The organism is Cellulosimicrobium sp. ES-005, assembly GCF_040448685.1.
GTDB classification, from domain to species: domain Bacteria; phylum Actinomycetota; class Actinomycetes; order Actinomycetales; family Cellulomonadaceae; genus Cellulosimicrobium; species Cellulosimicrobium cellulans_G.
On the sequence record NZ_CP159290.1, the window covers coordinates 756,732 to 775,167 of the forward strand.

The 18,436-nt window shown below is 74.3% G+C and carries 13 protein-coding genes and 1 tRNA gene; 8 read left to right on the forward strand and 6 right to left on the reverse strand.

All coding sequences use genetic code 11. The features are described 5' to 3' along the window. Positions 1-323: 323 nt before the first annotated feature. The 4 genes from ABRQ22_RS03340 to ABRQ22_RS03355 all read right to left on the reverse strand — a co-directional run bounded on the left by ABRQ22_RS03340 (position 324) and on the right by ABRQ22_RS03355 (position 4,014). A complete protein-coding gene (locus ABRQ22_RS03340) occupies positions 324-1,532 on the reverse strand; it encodes an ABC transporter permease (protein ID WP_353708575.1) in 1,209 nt (402 codons plus the stop codon). Beyond that, a complete protein-coding gene (locus ABRQ22_RS03345; RefSeq protein ID WP_353708576.1) occupies positions 1,529-2,509 on the reverse strand; it encodes an ATP-binding cassette domain-containing protein in 981 nt (326 codons plus the stop codon). Before ABRQ22_RS03345 ends, ABRQ22_RS03340 begins: the two co-directional genes overlap by 4 nt. Positions 2,510-2,614: 105 nt before the next feature. Further along, positions 2,615-3,301, reverse strand: a complete 687-nt coding sequence (locus ABRQ22_RS03350) for a hypothetical protein (RefSeq protein ID WP_253052879.1) — start codon at positions 3,299-3,301, stop codon at positions 2,615-2,617. Positions 3,302-3,411: 110 nt separating this feature from the next. Then, on the reverse strand, positions 3,412-4,014 hold the full coding sequence (locus ABRQ22_RS03355; protein ID WP_253052881.1) for a TetR/AcrR family transcriptional regulator: 603 nt from the start codon (positions 4,012-4,014) through the stop codon (positions 3,412-3,414). 240 nt (positions 4,015-4,254) lie between these two features. Here ABRQ22_RS03355 and ABRQ22_RS03360 point away from each other — a divergent pair. From ABRQ22_RS03360 to ABRQ22_RS03370, 3 genes are all read left to right on the forward strand, one after another. Continuing rightward, a tRNA-Gln gene (locus ABRQ22_RS03360) sits at positions 4,255-4,326 on the forward strand. A gap of 30 nt (positions 4,327-4,356) precedes the next feature. Next, positions 4,357-6,033: a bifunctional UDP-N-acetylglucosamine diphosphorylase/glucosamine-1-phosphate N-acetyltransferase GlmU gene (gene glmU, locus ABRQ22_RS03365; RefSeq protein WP_353708577.1), complete on the forward strand. Its 1,677-nt coding sequence runs from the start codon at positions 4,357-4,359 to the stop codon at positions 6,031-6,033. 68 nt (positions 6,034-6,101) lie between these two features. Further along, a complete protein-coding gene (locus ABRQ22_RS03370) occupies positions 6,102-7,085 on the forward strand; it encodes a ribose-phosphate diphosphokinase (protein ID WP_253052885.1) in 984 nt (327 codons plus the stop codon). 15 nt (positions 7,086-7,100) lie between these two features. On the opposite strand, the gene ABRQ22_RS03375 is transcribed toward ABRQ22_RS03370, so the two are convergent. After that, the gene (locus ABRQ22_RS03375) at positions 7,101-9,140 is read right to left on the reverse strand and encodes a hypothetical protein (protein WP_353708578.1); all 2,040 of its coding nucleotides are present in this window, start codon (positions 9,138-9,140) and stop codon (positions 7,101-7,103) included. 188 nt (positions 9,141-9,328) lie between these two features. Here ABRQ22_RS03375 and ABRQ22_RS03380 point away from each other — a divergent pair, with 188 nt between their 5' ends. Both ABRQ22_RS03380 and ABRQ22_RS03385 read left to right on the forward strand, forming a co-directional pair. Beyond that, the gene (locus ABRQ22_RS03380) at positions 9,329-9,925 is read left to right on the forward strand and encodes an SIMPL domain-containing protein (RefSeq protein ID WP_308202310.1); all 597 of its coding nucleotides are present in this window, start codon (positions 9,329-9,331) and stop codon (positions 9,923-9,925) included. A gap of 91 nt (positions 9,926-10,016) precedes the next feature. Next, on the forward strand, positions 10,017-10,745 hold the full coding sequence (locus tag ABRQ22_RS03385) for a GPP34 family phosphoprotein (protein WP_353708579.1): 729 nt from the start codon (positions 10,017-10,019) through the stop codon (positions 10,743-10,745). 39 nt (positions 10,746-10,784) lie between these two features. Here the strand turns inward: ABRQ22_RS03385 and ABRQ22_RS03390 are convergent, their stop codons facing one another. Continuing rightward, positions 10,785-12,095 (reverse strand): UDP-glucose/GDP-mannose dehydrogenase family protein, encoded by a 1,311-nt coding sequence (locus tag ABRQ22_RS03390; RefSeq protein ID WP_353708580.1) that lies wholly within the window; start codon positions 12,093-12,095, stop codon positions 10,785-10,787. A 265-nt stretch (positions 12,096-12,360) separates the two neighbouring features. On the opposite strand from ABRQ22_RS03390, the gene ABRQ22_RS03395 reads away from it, so the two are divergent. The 3 genes from ABRQ22_RS03395 (at position 12,361) to pth (ending at position 18,353) form a co-directional block, all read left to right on the forward strand. Next, the gene (locus ABRQ22_RS03395) at positions 12,361-16,662 is read left to right on the forward strand and encodes a LamG-like jellyroll fold domain-containing protein (protein WP_353708581.1); all 4,302 of its coding nucleotides are present in this window, start codon (positions 12,361-12,363) and stop codon (positions 16,660-16,662) included. A 339-nt stretch (positions 16,663-17,001) separates the two neighbouring features. Beyond that, positions 17,002-17,598 carry a 50S ribosomal protein L25/general stress protein Ctc gene (locus tag ABRQ22_RS03400; RefSeq protein WP_253052891.1) on the forward strand — a complete coding sequence of 199 codons (597 nt, stop codon included), beginning with the start codon at positions 17,002-17,004 and terminating at the stop codon, positions 17,596-17,598. A gap of 152 nt (positions 17,599-17,750) precedes the next feature. Then, on the forward strand, positions 17,751-18,353 hold the full coding sequence (gene pth / locus ABRQ22_RS03405; RefSeq protein WP_253052893.1) for an aminoacyl-tRNA hydrolase: 603 nt from the start codon (positions 17,751-17,753) through the stop codon (positions 18,351-18,353). Positions 18,354-18,436: the final 83 nt, after the last annotated feature.

The window sequence follows — 18,436 nt, forward strand, 5'->3', positions numbered from 1 at the left end:
CGGGGTAGAACCGCGGTTGCCGGCCACGTCGCGGACCGTCGTCGCGAACCTGTCACCGCGGGCAGCTGCCCGGGTGAGCGACGACCAGGGTGAGACGACGTCGGGCGGGGTGGGTGGTGGTGCCGCGTCGTGGCGGGCCTGGCGGGAGCCGCGAGGAACGAGCGGCGGATGGTAGACGCGGCACCACCACCCACCCCGACCGCCCAACGCGACCACACGCCGTCGGGCACGACCACGGCTCTACCCCGCGCGACCACGGCTCTACCTCGGCCGACCAGGGCTCTACCTCGGCCGACCACGGTTCTACCTCGCGTGGCCCCGGGTCAGGCGGTGCGGAGGGCGTCCTTGAGCCTGACGCGCGCGCCGGTGCGCAGGACCGCGTTGGAGTAGATCTTCGCGGCGAGCCACACGAGCACCGGGATGACGGCGAGCGAGAGGCCGAGCGCGAGGAGCGCCTCCCAGGTCTCGGCGCTGCCGAGCGCGATGCGCACGGGCATGAGGAGCGGCGAGCACAGCGGGACGAACGACAGCCACACGACGAGCGGGTTGTCCGGGGCCCAGGGCGCGACGGAGATGCCCACGACGTACGGCACGATCATGAGGAACGTGACGGGGGTCGTGACGGCGCCGACGTCCTCCTGGCGCGAGACGAGCGCGCCGAGGCCGGCCATGAGGAGCGCGTAGCTCACGAACCCGACGACGAACCACACGAGCGCCCAGACGGCCGCGGTGCCGAGGTCGATCGTCGACGTGTCGACGAGGCCGAGGCCGAGCGCGGTCCCGACGCCCGCGAGCACGACGAGCGCGACCTGCCCCAGCCCCACCAGGCCGATCCCGAGCACCTTGCCCGCCATGAGCTGCCAGGGCCGGACGGTCGAGAGCAGGAGCTCGACGACGCGGCTCGTCTTCTCCTCGACGACGCCCTGCGCGATGAGCTGGCCGCTGATCATGATGGCCATGAAGAGCAGGATCCCGGTGACGAGGCCGGTGACGTAGCGGGTCGGGTCGAACTCGCTGGGTTCGCCGATCGTGCGGACGGTCGGCTCGGCGGTCGCGATGTCGCCCGCGACCTGGGCGGGGTCGCCGCCGAGGCTCGCGACGGCGTCGGACAGCGCGGTCTGCTGGGCGAGGGTCGTGAAGACGGCCGTGAGGCCGGGGGAGAGCTCGGTGTCCACGACGACGGTGGGCGCGTCGGCGGAGCCGGTGACGAGGGCGTCGAGGTCGCCGTCGCGCACCTGGGTCTCGCCCGCGGCGTCGTCGGCGACGTCGACGGTCTCGACCTCGGTGCCGAGCGTGCCGCCCGTGGCCTCGATCGACTCCGCGAGCGCGGCGGTCTGCGGCGTGACGCCGACGCGCTCGGCGGTCGGGCCGGACGAGCTCGCGGCGTTGAGCACGAGCCCGCCGAGCACGACCGCGCCGACGAGGATCACGGTGAGCCAGACGAACGACTTCGAGCGGAGCCGCGTCATGATCTCGCGGCTCGCGACGAGGCGGATCGCGCCCCAGGACGTCAACGAGGTCCCCGTGCTCATGCCCCCACCTCCACGGTCTCGGCGGCCGCGGCGGCCGGCTTCTCCTCGGCGCTCACGACGTCGCGGTACAGCTCGGTGAGCGACGGCCGGACGAGCGAGAACTCGTGCACCGGTCCGGCGGCGAGCGCCGCGCGCAGCACGGCCTGCTCGCGCCCGCTCGCCCCGTCGACGGCGGCGCCGTCGCCCGCGGTCCGGTCGCCCTGCGCGAGCTCGACGACGGTGCGGGACCCCTCCAGGCTGACGGCCCGTGCGTCGGGCACGGCGCCGATCCACGTCGCCCCGGGCGGCCCATCCACGACCCACCTCTCGGTCTCGGTCCGGCGGAGCTCGTCGATCGTGCCGACCTCGACCATCGCGCCGTCCTTGATGATCCCGACCCGGTCGCACAGGCGCTCCACGAGGTCGAGCTGGTGCGAGGAGAAGACGACGGGGACGCCCGCCTCGGCGCGGTCGCGGAGCACGTTGCTCATGACGTCGACGGCGACGGGGTCGAGCCCGCTGAACGGCTCGTCGAGCACGAGCAGCTCGGGATCGTGGGTGAGCGCGGCGGCGAGCTGGACGCGCTGCTGGTTGCCGAGCGAGAGCTTCTGCACCTCGTCGCCGCGGCGGGCCTCGACGCCGAGGGTCGTGGTCCAGCGTTCCATCGCGTCCTTCGCCTCGGCGGCGGACAGCCCGTGCAGCCGCGCGAGGTAGACGAGCTGCTCGCCGACCTTCATGCGCGGGTAGAGCCCGCGTTCCTCGGGCATGTAGCCGATGCGCCGCCGCGCGGCGAGGTCGATCGGCCGCCCGTCCCAGCGCACCTCGCCGCCGTCGGCGGCGAGCACGCCGAGGACGATGCGCATGGTCGTGGTCTTGCCGGCGCCGTTGGAGCCGACGAAGCCGAAGATCTCCCCGGCGCGCACGTCGAACGACGTCCCGCGCAGGGCGCGCACGTCGCCGTAGGTCTTGGTCAGCGAGTCGATCTCGAGTGTCGCCATGCGCCCCAGACAACCACGGGGTCGCGCGTCCGGCACGGGACAGATGTCACGTCCTGCACCCACCCGACGGCCCGGGCGGGCCGTCCCCGGGACCGGGGCGGGCGCTCAGCCCCGGTGCTCGTCGCGCACGGGCGGCAGGGGGGAGCGCGCGGCCCGCACGGTGAGGCGGAGCATCGCGCCGGTCGCGTGGTCGACGTCGGCGACGTCGTCGCGCCGGACGGCGTCGAGCGCGGCCCAGAGGAGCTCGCGCGCGATCGCGGCCTCCCGCTCGTCGAGACGCGCGGAGACCGACTCGACGGCGCTCATCGCGACGAGGACGCGCATGCCCGCGGACGTCGGGGGCGCGATGCGCACGCGTCGGATCTCGACGGCGTCGCGCAGGGCCCGGCGCTCGACGCGCGAGAGCCGAGGGCCGGCGACGTGCAGGAGGACGCGCGTGAGGAGCGCGGCCGAGACGCCGAGGACCGCGGCGACGAGGACGAGGGCGACGGGCTCCAGGGCGTGCCCGACGAGGACGGCGGCGATCGCGGTCGCCGCGCCCGCGACGAGCCCCAGGCGCACGCCGTCGACCGACGCGTGCCACTCGGCGTGCCGCCGCACCCGGTCGAGCTCGCGGGGGGTCAGGCCGGGGACCAGCACGTCGGTGCGCTGGACGATGCGGTCCGGCGCCCCGGCGACGGCCCCGTGGAGGCAGCGCGCCGTCGTCCAGGTCGAGTACCCCCAGACCGTGGGACGGATCTCGTCCCGACGGTCCTCGTGCGTGCGGTCGGTGGACCGGTCGTGCCCGTGCATGAAGTGCCCCGCTTCGTCGGTCTCGTGCTTCCGCAAGGAGAGACGGGTGCGCCCGGGCGCCATGACGCGGGTTCGGGGAAGTTTCCCCGGGCGCCCCGTGGACGGACGCGTCAGGACTTGGTCGTGATGAGGTGCGGGCGCTTCTCCATGTCCGCGAGGCCGTTCCACGCGAGGTTGACGAGGTGCGCCGCGACCTCGGTCTTCTTGGGCGAGCGCACGTCGAGCCAGTACTGCCCGGTGAGCGCGACCATGCCGACGAGCATCTGCGCGTAGATGGGCGCGACCTTCGGGTCGAGCCCGCGCGTGCGGAACTGGTGGGCGAGCAGGTGCTCGACCTGGGTCGCGACGTCGCCGATGAGGCTGGAGAACGTCCCCGTGGCCTGGGCGACGGGGGAGTCTCGCACGAGGATGCGGAACCCGTCCTCGGACGCCTCGATGTAGGACAGGAGCGCGAGCGCGGTGCGCTCGAGCAGGACCTTGGGGTGGCCGCCCTCGTCGAGCGCGCCGGAGAGCGCCGCCGTGAGCGCCTGGACCTCGCGGTCCACGACGACGGCGTAGATGCCCTCCTTGCCGCCGAAGTGCTCGTACACGACCGGCTTGGACACCTCGGCGCGCGCAGCGATCTCCTCGACGCTCGTCCCCTCGAACCCCTTCTCGGCGAAGAGCCCGCGGCTCACGGCGAGCAGCTGCTCGCGCCGCTGGCTCGCGGTCATGCGGGATCGGGGGGTGCGTCTGGACTCGGCCACGGGGTCCATCATGCCGTGCACCCGCTCGCGTGCCCCGCACCGGTGTGGCGCAGGCAACTGTCGCGGTGAGCGAGGGCCAGGGTGCGGACCGGACGAGACGGGCACGACCGGCGTCGGGCACGGGGAGCGACCTGGCAGACTGTTCCCGGACCCACCCCGCCCGTCGTGGCCCGGGAACGCACCGGGCGCGAGCGTCGCCGGGTCCGATCCGCCTTGGTGTAATCGGCAGCACAAGGGTTTTTGGTGCCCTTGGTCCAGGTTCGAGTCCTGGGGGCGGAGCTCGTGCCACCGATCCCGAGGGGAACACCCATGGAAGCTCAGCAGGGAACCGACCCCGCCGTCGCCCCCGCTGCCGTGATCGTCCTCGCCGCCGGCGAGGGCACGCGGATGAAGTCGTCCACCCCGAAGATGCTCCACACGCTCGCGGGTCGCAGCCTGCTCGGGCACGTGCTCGTCGCGGCGCGCTCGCTCGACCCGGCGCTGCTCGCCGTCGTCGTGCGGCACGAGCGCGACCGCGTCGCCGAGCACGCCGTCTCGGTCGACCCGGACGCGGTGGTCGTGGACCAGGACGAGATCCCCGGCACCGGGCGCGCGGTGCAGTGCGCGCTCGCCGCGCTCGACGCCAAGGCCCACGCGCAGGCGCTGCTGCACGGCGTGCCCGACGGCGAGGAGGGGCGCGGCCTCGGCGACGGGCTCGAGGGCCCCGTGGTCGTGACCGCGGGCGACACCCCCCTGCTCGACGGCGGCACGCTCGCCCAGCTCCTCGCCGCGCACGTCGTGGACGGCAACGCGGTGACGATGCTGACGACCGAGCTCGAGGACGCGACCGGCTACGGGCGCGTCGTGCGCGACGGGTCGGGCGACGTGCAGCGGATCGTCGAGCACAAGGACGCGTCGGCCGACGAGCGCGCGATCCGCGAGGTCAACGCGTCGATCTACGTGTTCGACGCCGCGGTCCTGCGGCGCGGCCTGGGCACGCTCGGCCGCGACAACGCGCAGGGCGAGGTCTACCTGACGGACGTCGTCGCGGCGGCGCGCGCCGAGGGCGGCACGGTCCGGGCGCTCGTCTCGGCGGACCCGACGATCGTCGAGGGCGTCAACGACCGCGTGCAGCTCGCGACGCTGCGCGCGGAGCTCAACCGCCGGATCCTCGAGGACTGGATGCGCGAGGGCGTGACCGTCGTCGACCCGGCGACGACGTGGGTCGACGTCGACGTCGAGCTCGCGCGCGACGTGACCCTGCTCCCCGGCACGCAGCTCCACGGGGCGACGGTCGTCGCCGAGGGCGCGACGATCGGCCCGGACACGACGCTCACCGACACCGAGGTCGGCGCGGGCGCGACGGTGACCCGGACGCACGGCAGCCTCGCGGTCCTGGGGGCGGGCACGTCCGTCGGCCCGTTCGCCTACCTGCGGCCCGGCACCGTGCTCGGCGCCCAGGGCAAGATCGGCACGTTCGTCGAGACGAAGAACGCGGAGATCGGCGAGGGTTCCAAGATCCCGCACCTGTCCTACGTGGGGGACGCGACGATCGGCGAGCACACGAACATCGGCGCCGCGTCGGTCACCGTCAACTACGACGGCGTCCACAAGCACCGCACGGTGATCGGCTCGCACGCGCGCACGGGCGCGGACAACATGTTCGTCGCCCCGGTGTCCGTGGGCGACGGCGCCTACACCGCCGCCGGCTCGGTCATCCGCCGCGACGTGCCCGCGGGTGCGCTCGGGGTGAGCGGCGGGCAGCAGCGCAACATCGAGGGCTGGGTCGAGCGCCGCCGCCCCGGCACCCCGGCGGCCGACGCCGCGGCCGCCGCGCGCGCGAGCGACCCCGAGGCGCCGCCGCTCGGTGCGCAGGCCCAGGCGCAGCTCGCGGACCAGAGCGCCGCCGCGACCGCCGAGCGCCCGACCCCGCCGCCGCCCGGGCCCGAGCTGGAGCACACGCTCGAGGCGCTGCGTGGCGGTCGCCCCGCGACCACGGCAGACTGACCGCGACCGGCCGAGACCTCCTCAGACCTACCCCGCACCCGGAAACACCACCGAAGGAACCCACTGGTATGAGCAGCACGATCGCCGGCAACGGGGAGAAGTCCCTCGTCCTCGCCTCGGGGCGCGCGCACCCCGAGCTGGCCAACGACGTCGCGCGGGAGCTGGGCATCGACCTGCTGCCCACGACCGCGTACGACTTCGCGAACGGCGAGATCTACGTCCGGTTCGGCGAGTCGGTGCGCGGCGCCGACGTCTTCATCCTCCAGAGCCACACCGCGCCGATCAACCAGTGGATCATGGAGCAGCTGCTCATGGTCGACGCGGCCAAGCGCGCCTCGGCCCGGACCATCACGGTCGTCCAGCCGTTCTACGGCTACGCCCGCCAGGACAAGAAGCACCGCGGCCGCGAGCCGATCTCGGCCCGCCTCATGTCCGACCTGTTCACCGCCGCGGGCGCGGACCGCCTCATGAGCGTCGACCTGCACGCCGCGCAGACCCAGGGCTTCTTCGACGGCCCGGTCGACCACCTGTGGGCGATGCCGATCCTCACCGACTACGTGCGCACGCGCGTCGACACGTCGAACGTCACGGTCGTCTCGCCCGACGCCGGCCGCATCCGCGTCGCCGAGCAGTGGGCCGCGAAGCTCGGCGGCGGGCCGCTCGCGTTCGTGCACAAGACACGCGACGTGACGCGCCCGAACCAGGCGGTCGCCAACCGCGTCGTCGGCGACGTCGAGGGCCGCGACTGCGTGCTGGTCGACGACCTCATCGACACCGGCGGCACCATCGCCGAGGCGGTGCGCGTCATCCTCGCCGCGGGGGCGCGGTCGGTCATCGTGGCGGCGACGCACGGCGTGCTGTCCGACCCGGCGGCGCAGCGCCTCTCCGAGTGCGGGGCGAGCGAGGTCGTCATCACGGACACGCTGCCCATCGCCGCGGACAAGCAGTTCCCGCAGCTCACCGTGCTCTCCATCGCGCCGCTCGTCGCGCGCGCCATCCGCGAGGTGTTCGACGACGGGTCGGTCACCTCGCTCTTCGACGGCAACAGCTGACGGGCGACTGTCGGCTCAGCCGAAGGGCGCAGCGAGCCAGGCGGTCACCGCGGCGGTGGTGGACGCGTCGAGGTCGACGTCGACCGTGCTGCCGACCACCTGGAGGATCGTGGCGGCCAGCGCGGCGCGCGACGGGTCGTCGAGCTCCTGGAGCGCGGCGGGGTTCGCCGCGCCGCGCTCCAGGAGGTAGCGCAGCACCTCGACGGCGATCCCGTCGCACGACGCCGCCAAGGTGTTGTGCATGACGGCGAGCGCGTGCATCGCCGTGGCCTCGTGCCGTGGCGACCCGGTGATGACCTCGAGCACCCGCGGCCTGGCCGCGGCGAGCGCCTGCGGCGTGCCCAGGCCGGCGGTGCGGAGCGCCGCCCCATACCGCTCGAACAGGTCGAGGCACAGCAGGTCGGTCGCGGGTCGGCGTCCGAACTCCTGGCGGAACTGCTCGCTCTTTCGGTAGTCGGCGAGCTGGGGGTCGTCGTAGAGCCACGACCGGAGGTCCGGCTCGGGGACGGCGAGCCGCAGCGCCGCCGTCGCGTCGTCGAAGTCCGGCGCGGGCAGGGTGGCGCGGGTGCACGCGCGGTTGTAGTGCACCCGCGGGCTCAGCGCGACGGTGACGCGTGCGTCCGCCGGCGGGACGACCAGCTGCCTCACCGCGACCCCGTGCGCGCGACCGAGCTCGAACAGCGGGGTCGCGAGCGACCGCAGCGACGCGACGAGGCGTGCCAGGTCGTCGTCCACCTGACGCTCCGCGGGTACCGCGAACGTGTTCAGCTCCCCGGCCAGCTCGTCGAGGTCGGCCTGGACGCTCGTCGCGAAGCAGGGTTGCGGCGAGCCTGCGGGCCGCGTCACGAGGGTCCGGGCGAAGTGCTCGTTCACCGCGAGCGCCGCGCGGGTGTAGAGCGCGCGGAGCCGCAGGGACGTGTAGCGGGTGTCCGGACCGAGTGCAGGGGTCGTCTCGCCCGGTGTCGTCGCGTACCCGCTCGCGGCCGGACCGGACAGGTGGTGCGTGAGCCAGGTGCGGTAGGCGCGGATCACGTCCGGTCTCGTCTCGTGGCGGTGCAGGACGTTGCGGTAGGCGAGCTGCGCCAGCCAGTTCCCCGGGTCCAGGTCGACGGCCTGGGCCAGCGCCTCGCGCTGTGCGGCCTCGTCGCGCCGGAGGTCCGTCGTGGCGACGTAGTGCAGCCCGAGGCTGCGCCAGTCGGTCGCGCCGGCGAGCCCGTCGAACTCGGTCGGGTACGCGCGAGCGAGCGAGGTGAGGACCACCGCGGCCGAGAAGCGGTGCGCGTCCACGCCTTCGCCGAGGCCGAACGTGCTCCGGTCGACCGGGGCCGACGCGACCTGGACACCGTTCCGGGTCACGACCACCGCGACCACGCCGTCCGACTTCTCGTCGACGAGCACGCGCCACGGGGCCGAGCCCAGGAGCGACTCGACCAGGGTGACGACCGCTGCGGCCCACGAGCCGCCCGGCACCGCCGCGACGGCGTCCCCGAGGCCAGAGACGTCGGAACCTCTCGGGATCTCGACGCCTCGTGACGGGCGCGCGCCCAGGTCTCCGACGAGCGCGGCGATGTGCGCTGCTCGGGCGGGTGCCGCCGAACCGTCGCTCCCGGTCGCGACCACGGTGAGGCGGAGGCGTGTCGCGACCCAGTTGGCGAGGATCAGGACCCCCGCGACGGCGAGGACGGCCGCGGTCGTGAGAACGATCGCGGTCGTGCGCGGTCGCGCGGCCGCCTCCGCCGCCTCGTCGGTGGCCCCGAGGACCGCTCGGCCCCACGCGGGGACGACGGTCATGAGCGCGGCAGCCACGACGCACAGGGCGACTCCCAGGCGGCCGTGCCCTTGCCGGTCGGGAGCGCTCGCCGTGCGCCAGGGCAGAGGAAGCAGGGTCAGCAAGCGTGCGCTGATCAGGAGTGCTGCCAGGACCGCGAGGAACGGGAGCACCAGCTCCGCGAACGGGCGCACGACGTCCGCGAAGAACGCGTCCCACCCGTCCTCGAGCTCGCCGGGCGACGGCGTGCCCGCGCCGGTCGTCAGGGACGCAGGTGTCGTGATCATGACGGCACTCCTCCATACCGGGCCTGGGCACCGGCGAGGGCGCGGTGCCCCTTGTCGAGGAGGGAGCGCCGAGGACTCGAGCCTGTGACGTCCCCGCGCGCGTGGGGACGGGAGACCGTACGGTGGGCGCCGGTCGAGAACGCGACGGGGGAAGGTCAGGAGAGGTGGTCGGTGTGGGTGGCTCAGGAGTGACGACCACCGGTCAGGGGGCGGTGACCGCGGCGCCGGACGTCGCGGTCGTCGAGCTGGGCGCGGAGTCGAGCGCGCCCGGCGTCCAGGAGGCCCTCGACCGGGCGAACGCGGGGCTCGCCGCGGCGCGTGACGCGCTCGTCGCGGCGGGCGTCGACGCCGCGGACGTGCGCACGTCCCAGACGTCGACGTGGACGGAGCAGCGCGACGACGGCCCGCGCACGACGGCACGGCTCACCCTGCGCGCGACCGTGCGCGACGTCGCGGCGTGCGGCGAGATCGTCCGCGCCGCCCTCGACGCGGCGGGGCCCGTCGCGCGACTCGACTCGACGAGCCTCGCCGTCGGCGACCCCGGCCCGCTCGCCGTCGCGGCGCGCGACGCCGCGTTCGCCGACGCCCGTGCGCGCGCCGAGCAGTACGCCCGGCTCGCGGGCCGCTCGCTCGGCCCGGTCGTGGAGGTCCGCGAGGACGTCGGCGGGCCCGGCCCGGTGCCGCGCCTGATGGCTGCCAAGGCCGCGAGCGACGCGCTCGTCGTCGAGCCGGGCACGCAGGAGGTCCGTGCGAGCGTCACCGTCCGCTGGGAGCTCGCGGACTGACGTCGCGCGGCGGGCGACCGTGCGCCTCGCACGCCTCGGCCATGACAAAAGGCAGGTGTCCCCGGCCGGTGCGCGCCGTAGCGTGAGGACCATGCTCATCCTCGAGGACTACCTGCTGCTCACGCTCGACGACGTGACCGGGAAGGCCGTCGTCGACGCCTCGTACCGCGAGCAGGTCGCCGCGGGGGCGCTCCTCGTCGAGCTGGCGCTCCTGGGGCGCGCGGACCTCGCGGGCAACGGCGACGGCGGGCGGATCGGCCGCATCGTCGTGCGGGACGCGTCCCCGACCGGCAACGCGCTGCTCGACGAGGCGCTGACCGTCGTGCGGTCGCGCGAGGGGTCGAAGCCCAAGGCGCTCGTGGCGCCCCTCGCGAAGCTCAGGCCGGCGTCCCGCGCGATCGCCTCGCTCGCCGAGCGCGGCGTCCTGCGACGTGAGGAGGGCCGCGTGCTCGGGATCTTCCCGACCACGCGCTGGCCCGCGGCGGACACGCGCCACGAGGAGGGCGTGCGGGCCGACCTGTGGCGCGTCCTGGTCGACGGTGGTGCGCCGGACCTGCGGACGGCCGCCCTGGTCGCGATCCTCGCGGCGACCGGGCAGGCGGGCCGGGTGCTCGCGGCGGGCGGGGCGCCCGGCGCACCGGCCGTGGCCGACGCCGGGCACGAGGCGACGGGGCCGCGGCGCCGCGCCGTCGACGCCCGTGCGCGGGAGATCGCGCGGCAGAGCTGGGCGAGCGAGGCGGTGCGCGCCTACGTCGAGGAGGTCACCGCGGCGATCCTCGTGGGCGCCACGGTCGCGGCGACGGCGGCGGCAACGAGCTGAGGCGCGTGGCCGGCAGACGTCGCCGTCGTGGCCGCGCAGTCAGGGGCGCCCGAGCGCGCGGTACGTCCAGCCCGCGTCGCGCCAGACGGCGGGGTCGAGCGCGTTGCGGCCGTCCAGGACGCGCCGGTGCGCGACGTGCTCGCCCAGCGCGCGAGGATCGAGGTCGCGGTACTCGCGCCACTCCGTGAGCAGGACGACGACGTCGGCCTCCTGCGCCGCCTCCTCGACGGTCGCCGCGAACTTGAGCTCCGGCGCGGTACGCCGCGCGTTCTCCACCGCGCGGGGGTCCGTGACGACGACGTGCGCGCCCTGCAGGTGCATCTGCATCGCGACGTTGAGCGCGGGGGAGTCCCGCGTGTCGTCGCTGTCGGGCTTGAACGCGGCGCCGAGGACGGCGACGTTGCGACCGACGATCGACCCGCCGCACACCTCGCGCGCGAGGTCCACCATGCGCACGCGTCGGCGCATGTTGATGGAGTCGACCTCCCGCAGGAACGACAGCGCCTGGTCGACGCCCAGCTCGCCCGCCCGGGCCATGAACGCGCGGATGTCCTTGGGCAGGCACCCGCCGCCGAACCCGAGGCCGGCGTTGAGGAAGCTGCGCCCGATGCGGGCGTCGTGCCCGATCGCGTCCGCGAGGACCGTGACGTCGCCCCCGGTCGCCTCGCACAGCTCGGCCATGGCGTTGATGAAGGAGATCTTCGTCGCGAGGAACGAGTTCGCCGCGACCTTGACGAGCTCGGCCGTCGCGAAGTCGGTGACGACCTTCGGCGTGCCGTCAGCGAGCACGCTCGCGTACACCTCGTCGAGGACGCGCTCCGAGGTGCCGTCGTCGCCCGGCTCGACGCCGTACACGAGGCGGTCCGGGTGGAGCGTGTCCTGGACGGCGTGACCCTCGCGGAGGAACTCCGGGTTCCACACGAGGCGCGCGGCGGGCTGCGCCTCACGGACGCGCGCGGCGAGGCGCGCGGCGGTCCCCACGGGCACGGTGGACTTGCCGACCACGACGTCGCCGGGGGACAGGTGCGGCAGGAGGGACTCGACCGCGGCGTCCACGTAGCGCAGGTCCGCCGCGTACTCGCCCTGTCGCTGCGGCGTGCCGACGCAGACGAAGTGGACCCGCGCCCCGGCCGCCCGGGACACGTCCGTCGTGAAGGACAGCCGGCCGCCCCCGACCTCCTGCTCGAGGAGGCGGGGCAGCCCGGGCTCGAAGAACGGGGCCTGGCCCGCGGTGAGCGCCGTGACCTTGTCGGCGTCGACGTCCACGCCCACGACGTCGTGCCCGAGGGACGCCATGCTGGCCGCGTGCACGGCGCCGAGGTACCCGCAACCGACCACCGAGATGCGCATCGAGGTCCTCCGTAGGAGACGGTCTGGGTGTCGGCCCACGCTACTCCGCCGGGCGTGCCGGACGGCCGGGCCGTGGGGGTGAAATGACGGACAGGGGGCACCAACCGGTCGTGCGAGACGCCCGTGGCGGGTGAACTTCCGGTCAGGAGGTCGCCCTGCGGGCTCCGCGAGTGGTTCGATTCGCCTGAGGGTGCGTGCAGGGGGCGGCGGTCACGCGGTGTCGCCGCAGTCTCGACGGACACACGCGAGAAGCAGGACGCACCACATGCCGCACACCACACAGGATCCTCGACCGTCCGGGGTCACGCGTCGGCGATGGTTCGTCGCGACCGCCGGTGCGGTCGCGGGCGCGCTCGCGCTCGTGGGCATCGGGGCGGCGCTCCCGGGGGTCCCCGGCGGTGCCGGCACCTCGCAGCTCACCGACGTCGTCGGCGACGCGGCGGACGAGAGCGTCGCGATCGGCGGCGCCGTCGGCCAGGAGGTCGCGGCGAACTTCGCCCCCGACCAGTCCGGTCCCGAGGGTCCGGACGCGTCCGCCTCGTCGATGTGGTGGCGGTGGACGGCCCCGACGAGCGGTCCCATCACCTTCTCGACGCACGGCAGCGAGCTCGACACCGTGCTCACGGTCTACCCGCGCTCGGCGAAGAGCACCCCCGTCGCGACCAACGACGACGAGGGCGACGTCCGCACCTCGTCGGTGACCTTCGACGCGACCGCGGGCGAGGAGTACCTCGTCGAGGTCACCGCCAAGTCGCCCGACCCGGGGCTGCTGACGCTGTCCTGGCAGCCGCCCGCGCCGGCCGCGACGGCGCTCCCGGAGGAGCCCGCCGCGGCGGCGGTCACCTCCACCGGCATCCCCCTCACGGGGAACACGGGCGAGAAGCCCCAGTCCAAGCTCTGGTCCGCGGGCGGCACGTGGTGGGCCGTGCTCGCGTCGGCCAGCACGTCGCCCGCGGGCACGTGGGTCTGGCGGTACGACGCGGTGGCCAAGACCTGGACGAACGTCACGCGCATCTCCGAGCGCACCGACGTGCGCGCGGACGTCAAGGCCGTCGGCGACGTCGCGCACGTGCTGCTCCACGGGCCGACCACGACCCTCGTCTCGATCCAGCGGGACCCGCAGTCGAACACCTACGTCCCGTGGGCCGCGCGCGCCGGCGCGACGGCCGTCTCGCTACCCGGCAGTGAGACCGCGACCATCGACATCGACTCGACCGGCCGCATGTGGGTCGCCTGGGACACGGCGAGCCAGGTGCAGGTGCGCTGGAGCGACGCGCCCTACGCCTCGTTCTCGGCACCGGTCACGGTCGCGTCGGGGATCACGGACGACGACATCGCCGTCGTCACCGCGATGCCGGGCAAGAAGGTCGGGGTGCTGTGGTCCAACCAGAACACCCAGCGGTTCGGGTTCCGGACGCACGTCGACGGCGCGTCCCCCTCGACGTGGACGGCCGACGAGGTCCCCGCGGCGGGGTCCGCGCTCCCGGTCGGCGGTGGCATGGCGGACGACCACCTCAACGTCGCCGTGGCCGACGACGGGACGTTCTACGCGGCCGTGAAGACGTCGTACAACTCGGCCGACAAGACTGTCATCGGCCTCCTGGTCCGTCATCCCGACGGCGCATGGGACCCGTTGTACGAGGTCGACCGGATCGGCACGCGCGGCATCGTCGTCGTCGACGACGTCACCGACCGTCTCCGCGTCGTGTACACGCGCAGCACCAACCTCGACGACATCCTCGTGAAGGAGACCTCCCGGCTCTCTCCCGACTTCTCCGGAGCGGCCGAGACGGTGCTCGAGGGCTCGTGGAACAACGCCACCGCGACGAAGTCGAACGTCCCCGGCGAGGTGCTGGTGATGGCGGCCTCGGCCACGACGGCGCGTGCGGCGCGCCTCGCCTGGACGCCGGCTGGTGCACCGACGGCGCAGGACTCGACGGTCGCGACGACGGTCGGCGGCACGGTCAGCGGGAAGCTCGGCGCGCAGGCGACGACCGACGACCCCCTCACGTTCCAGGTCGTCACGCAGCCGACGGCGGGCACCCTGACGGCGTTCGACACCACCACGGGCGCGTTCACCTACCGCGCCGGGGCCGCGAGCGGGCTCGACTCGTTCACGTTCCGTGTGGGCAACGGAGGACTGTGGTCGGCTCCTGCCACCGTGGGTGTGCGCGTGTCGTCCGCGGACGGTCTGGTCGGCGCCTGGAACCTCGACGAGGGTCAGGGGCTCGTGACCACCGACTCCTCCGGGTGGGGCAACGGCGGGACGCTCGTCGGCGGGTCGTCGTGGGTCCCCGGGGTCTCCGGGTCCGCCGTGCGTTCGGACGGCGCGACAGGTCTCGTCCGAGTCCCGGACTCGGCGGCTCTCGACGTCAGCACGGGGCTCACGGTCGCTGCATGGGTGCGCCCGGAGCAGGCCGCGACCCAGTACGTGGTGAAGAAGGCCACGAACGACGCCGCGGACGGGTTCGAGCTGGCGCTCGCGAGCAACGGAAAGCCCTTCCTGCGCCTCAACGAGGACAGCTCGGGCGACACCTACCGGGTGAACGCGACGTCGTCCTACCCCACGAACGGCACCTGGGTGCACCTCGTCGGGACGTACGACGGGACGCGCATGCGGATCTACGTGAACGGCGTCGAGCAGGCGTCGAAGCCGGGGCCCGCGAGCATCGGCACGAACACGTCGCCCCTGGGCATCGGCGCCGAGGGCAACGGCTACCGACCCGTCAAGGGTGCGGTCGACGGGGTCCGCCTGTACGACCGGGCGCTGTCGGCGGCCGAGGTGACGACCCTGTTCCAGGGCGGGACGACACAGCCCACGCCGGCCCCCGTCGCGCAGGACGTCGCGGTCACGACGGCGCTGGGCCAGCCGGTCTCCGGCACGCTCGCGGCCACGGTGCCCCAGGGCGCGACCCCGCAGTTCCAGGTCGTCACGCCGCCCACGCGCGGGACGGTCGCGCTGACGAGCACGTCCACCGGCGCGTTCACCTACACGCCGGGGGCCTCGGCGGGCGCGGACTCCTTCACGTTCCGGGTCGGTGCCGGCGGGCAGTGGTCGGCCCCGGCGACGGTCCGGGTGGCGGTGACCTCCCCGGACGGGCTCGTGGGAGCGTGGGACCTCGACGAGGGCCAGGGGCTCTCGACGGCGGACGCCTCGGGCTGGGCGAACACCGGTTCCCTGGTCGGTGCGGCCACCTGGGTCCCGGGCCGGAGCGGGACCGCGGTACGGTCCGACGGCGTGACCGGCTACGTCCGCGTGCCCGACGCGTCGACCCTCGACCTCACGACGCGGATGACGGTGGCCGCGTGGGTGCGGCCGGAGCAGCTCGCGACGCAGTACGTGGTGAAGAAGGCCGCGCAGGGGACGACCGACGGCTACGAGCTCGGGCTCGCGAGCGGGGGCAAGCCGTTCCTGCGGCTCAACCACGCGTCGTCGGGGGACACGTACCGGGTCGACGCCACCTCGACGTACCCGACGGACGGCACGTGGGTGCACCTGGTCGGGACGTACGACGGCACCCGCATGCGGATCTACGTGAACGGGGTCGAGCAGGCCTCGAAGGCCGGACCGGCGAGCATCGGGACGAGCTCGCTCCCGCTGGGCATCGGGGCCGAGTCCAACGGCACGCGGGCCACCAAGGGCGCCGTGGACTCCGTGCGGCTGTACGACCGCGCACTCACCGGCGCCGAGGTCGCGACGCTCTACTCCGGGGCGAGCGGCTCCGTGCCCGCCCCGGACCCGACGCCGACCCCGGACCCCACTCCGACTCCGACCCCGGACCCGACGCCGACCCCGGACCCGACGCCGACCCCGGACCCGACGCCGACCCCGGACCCGACGCCGACCCCGGACCCGACGCCGACCCCGGACCCCACTCCGACGCCGGACCCGACGCCCGCGCCGGACCCGACGCCCGACCCGGGAGCTGCGATCCCGGCGGGGGCGGTCGGGGCGTGGGGCTTCGACGAAGGGCAGGGCAGCACGGCGGCGGACGGTTCGACCACCGGCGCGACGGCGTCGCTGCGCTCCGGAGCGACGTGGGCGGCGGGCCTCAGCGGCACGGCGCTGGGGCTGGACGGCGTCGACGACTTCGCGCGCGTCGACGACCGGGACGCCCTCGACCTCGCCGGCCCGATGACGGTCTCGGCCTGGGTGCGCCCCGAGCAGAAGGCGACCCAGTACGTGCTCAAGAAGGCCGCCCAGGGGGTGACGGACGGGTACGAGCTGGGTCTGGCGAACGGTGGGACGGCGTTCCTGCGGTTCAACCACGCGTCGTCCGGGGACACCTACCGCGTCGACACCACGACGCCGTACCCGACCGACGGCACCTGGGTGCACCTCGTGGGCACCTACGACGGCACGTGGATGCGGATCTACGTGAACGGCGTCGAGCAGGCGTCGAAGGCCGGGCCGACCGCCGTCGGCACCAACGCACTCCGACTGGGCATCGGCGCCGAGTCCGACGGGACTCGTCCCATGAAGGGCCGCATCGACGGCGTGCGGCTCTACGACCGTGCTCTGAGCGGCGCGGAGGTGGCGCAGCTCTACGCCGCGCCCGGGAAGTAGCGGAGGCCCTGGGTCTTCGGCTCCTACATCGGCCTCTCCGAGGCTCCCTCGCGGGTTTCGCCGGGGAGCCGAGCCCGGGTACAGTAGTCAGGTTGCCTCGGCGAGGGACGTCTGACGGCCGGCAGCGCTGGACCGGTGAGCACACCGGCGGCGCGGGACCGCGAGTGTCAGCCAGACCTGTTGGATCTCCGTTATCGACTGGGCGGTCGTCCTCCTGCGCGCCCGTCATTCGTCCCGCGCCGACGCAGCCGCCCGTCCGGGTGGCCCTCTCAACCGTCCGGACAGCCGACCGCTCCCCACTGGCGGCCGGCCCGCAACGTTCTTCCAGGAGTGATCCACGTGTCTGAGATCAAGCTCGCCGCCGAGGCCCGCACCGAGTTCGGCAAGGGTGCCGCCCGCCGCGTCCGCCGCGCCGGCAAGATCCCCGCGGTCCTCTACGGCCACGGCACCGACCCGCTGCACGTGACCCTGCCGGGTCACGAGACGATGATGGCGCTCAAGCACTCGAACGCGCTGTTCTCGATCGAGCTCGACGGCAAGGCCCAGCTCGCGATCGCCAAGGACGTCCAGCGCGAGCCGGTCCGCAACGTCATCGAGCACGTCGACCTCCTCATCGTGAAGAAGGGCGAGAAGGTCGAGGTCGAGGTGCCGGTGCACGTCGTCGGCGAGCCCGTCCCCGGCACGATCCACCTGCTCGAGCAGCTCACCCTCGTGGTCGAGGCGGACGCGACGCGCCTGCCCGACGCGATCGAGGTCTCCGTCGACGGCCTCGAAGCCGGCTCGGTCGTGTACGCGGGCGACGTCACGCTGCCGGAGGGCGTCACGCTCGTGACGGACGCCTCGGCCGACGTCCTCATCGTCAGCGAGCCCAAGGTCGAGGCTGCCGAGGACGAGGCCGCCGAGGACGCCGCCCCGGCCGAGGCCGCCGCGGAGTGACCCTCCCCGTCGTCGGCTGACGCCACGACGACCCGCGTCGGACGCCCGGTACCGTGACGGTGCCGGGCGTCCGTGCGCCCGCACCGCCACCTGCACCACCTCCCGCCGGCGTGCCGCCCGGGGCGGGACCCGGACGAAGGACGAGGGACGACATGACCGACCAGCCGTGGCTCGTCGTCGGGCTCGGCAACCCCGGGCCGACGTACGCGGGCAACCGCCACAACCTGGGCCACATGGTCCTCGACGTCCTCGCGGGGCGCGCCGCCGCGCGGTTCGCGCGCCACCCGCGGGCGCAGGCCGCCGTCGCCGAGGCCCGCATCGGCATGCTGCCGGGCGGACGGCCCGGGCCGCGCGTCGTCCTCGCGAAGCCCACGACGTACATGAACGTCTCCGGGGGCCCCGTGTCCGGGCTCGCGAAGTACTACGGGATCGACCCGGACCACGTCGTCGTGGTCCACGACGAGGTCGACATCCCGTTCGGCGCCGTGAAGCTGAAGATCGGCGGCGGCGAGGGTGGGCACAACGGCCTGCGCGACATCAGCAAGGCCCTGGGCACCAAGGACTACGTGCGCGTGCGCGGGGGCGTCGGGCGCCCCCCGGGCCGTCAGGACACCGCGGACTTCGTGCTCAAGGACTTCAAGGGACCCGAGGCCAAGGAGCTCCCGTTCCTGCTCGACGACGCCGCGGACGCCGTCGAGATGCTGCTCACCGAGGGCCTGCTCGCCGCCCAGGGGAAGTTCCACACCAGGGCGTAGGCCGCGTCGAGCGCGTCGTGACGCCCCTTTTCACCCGGGTGAGGTCCCTTCGTCCCCCTCTCCGGCCCGCCTCTCCGACCTAG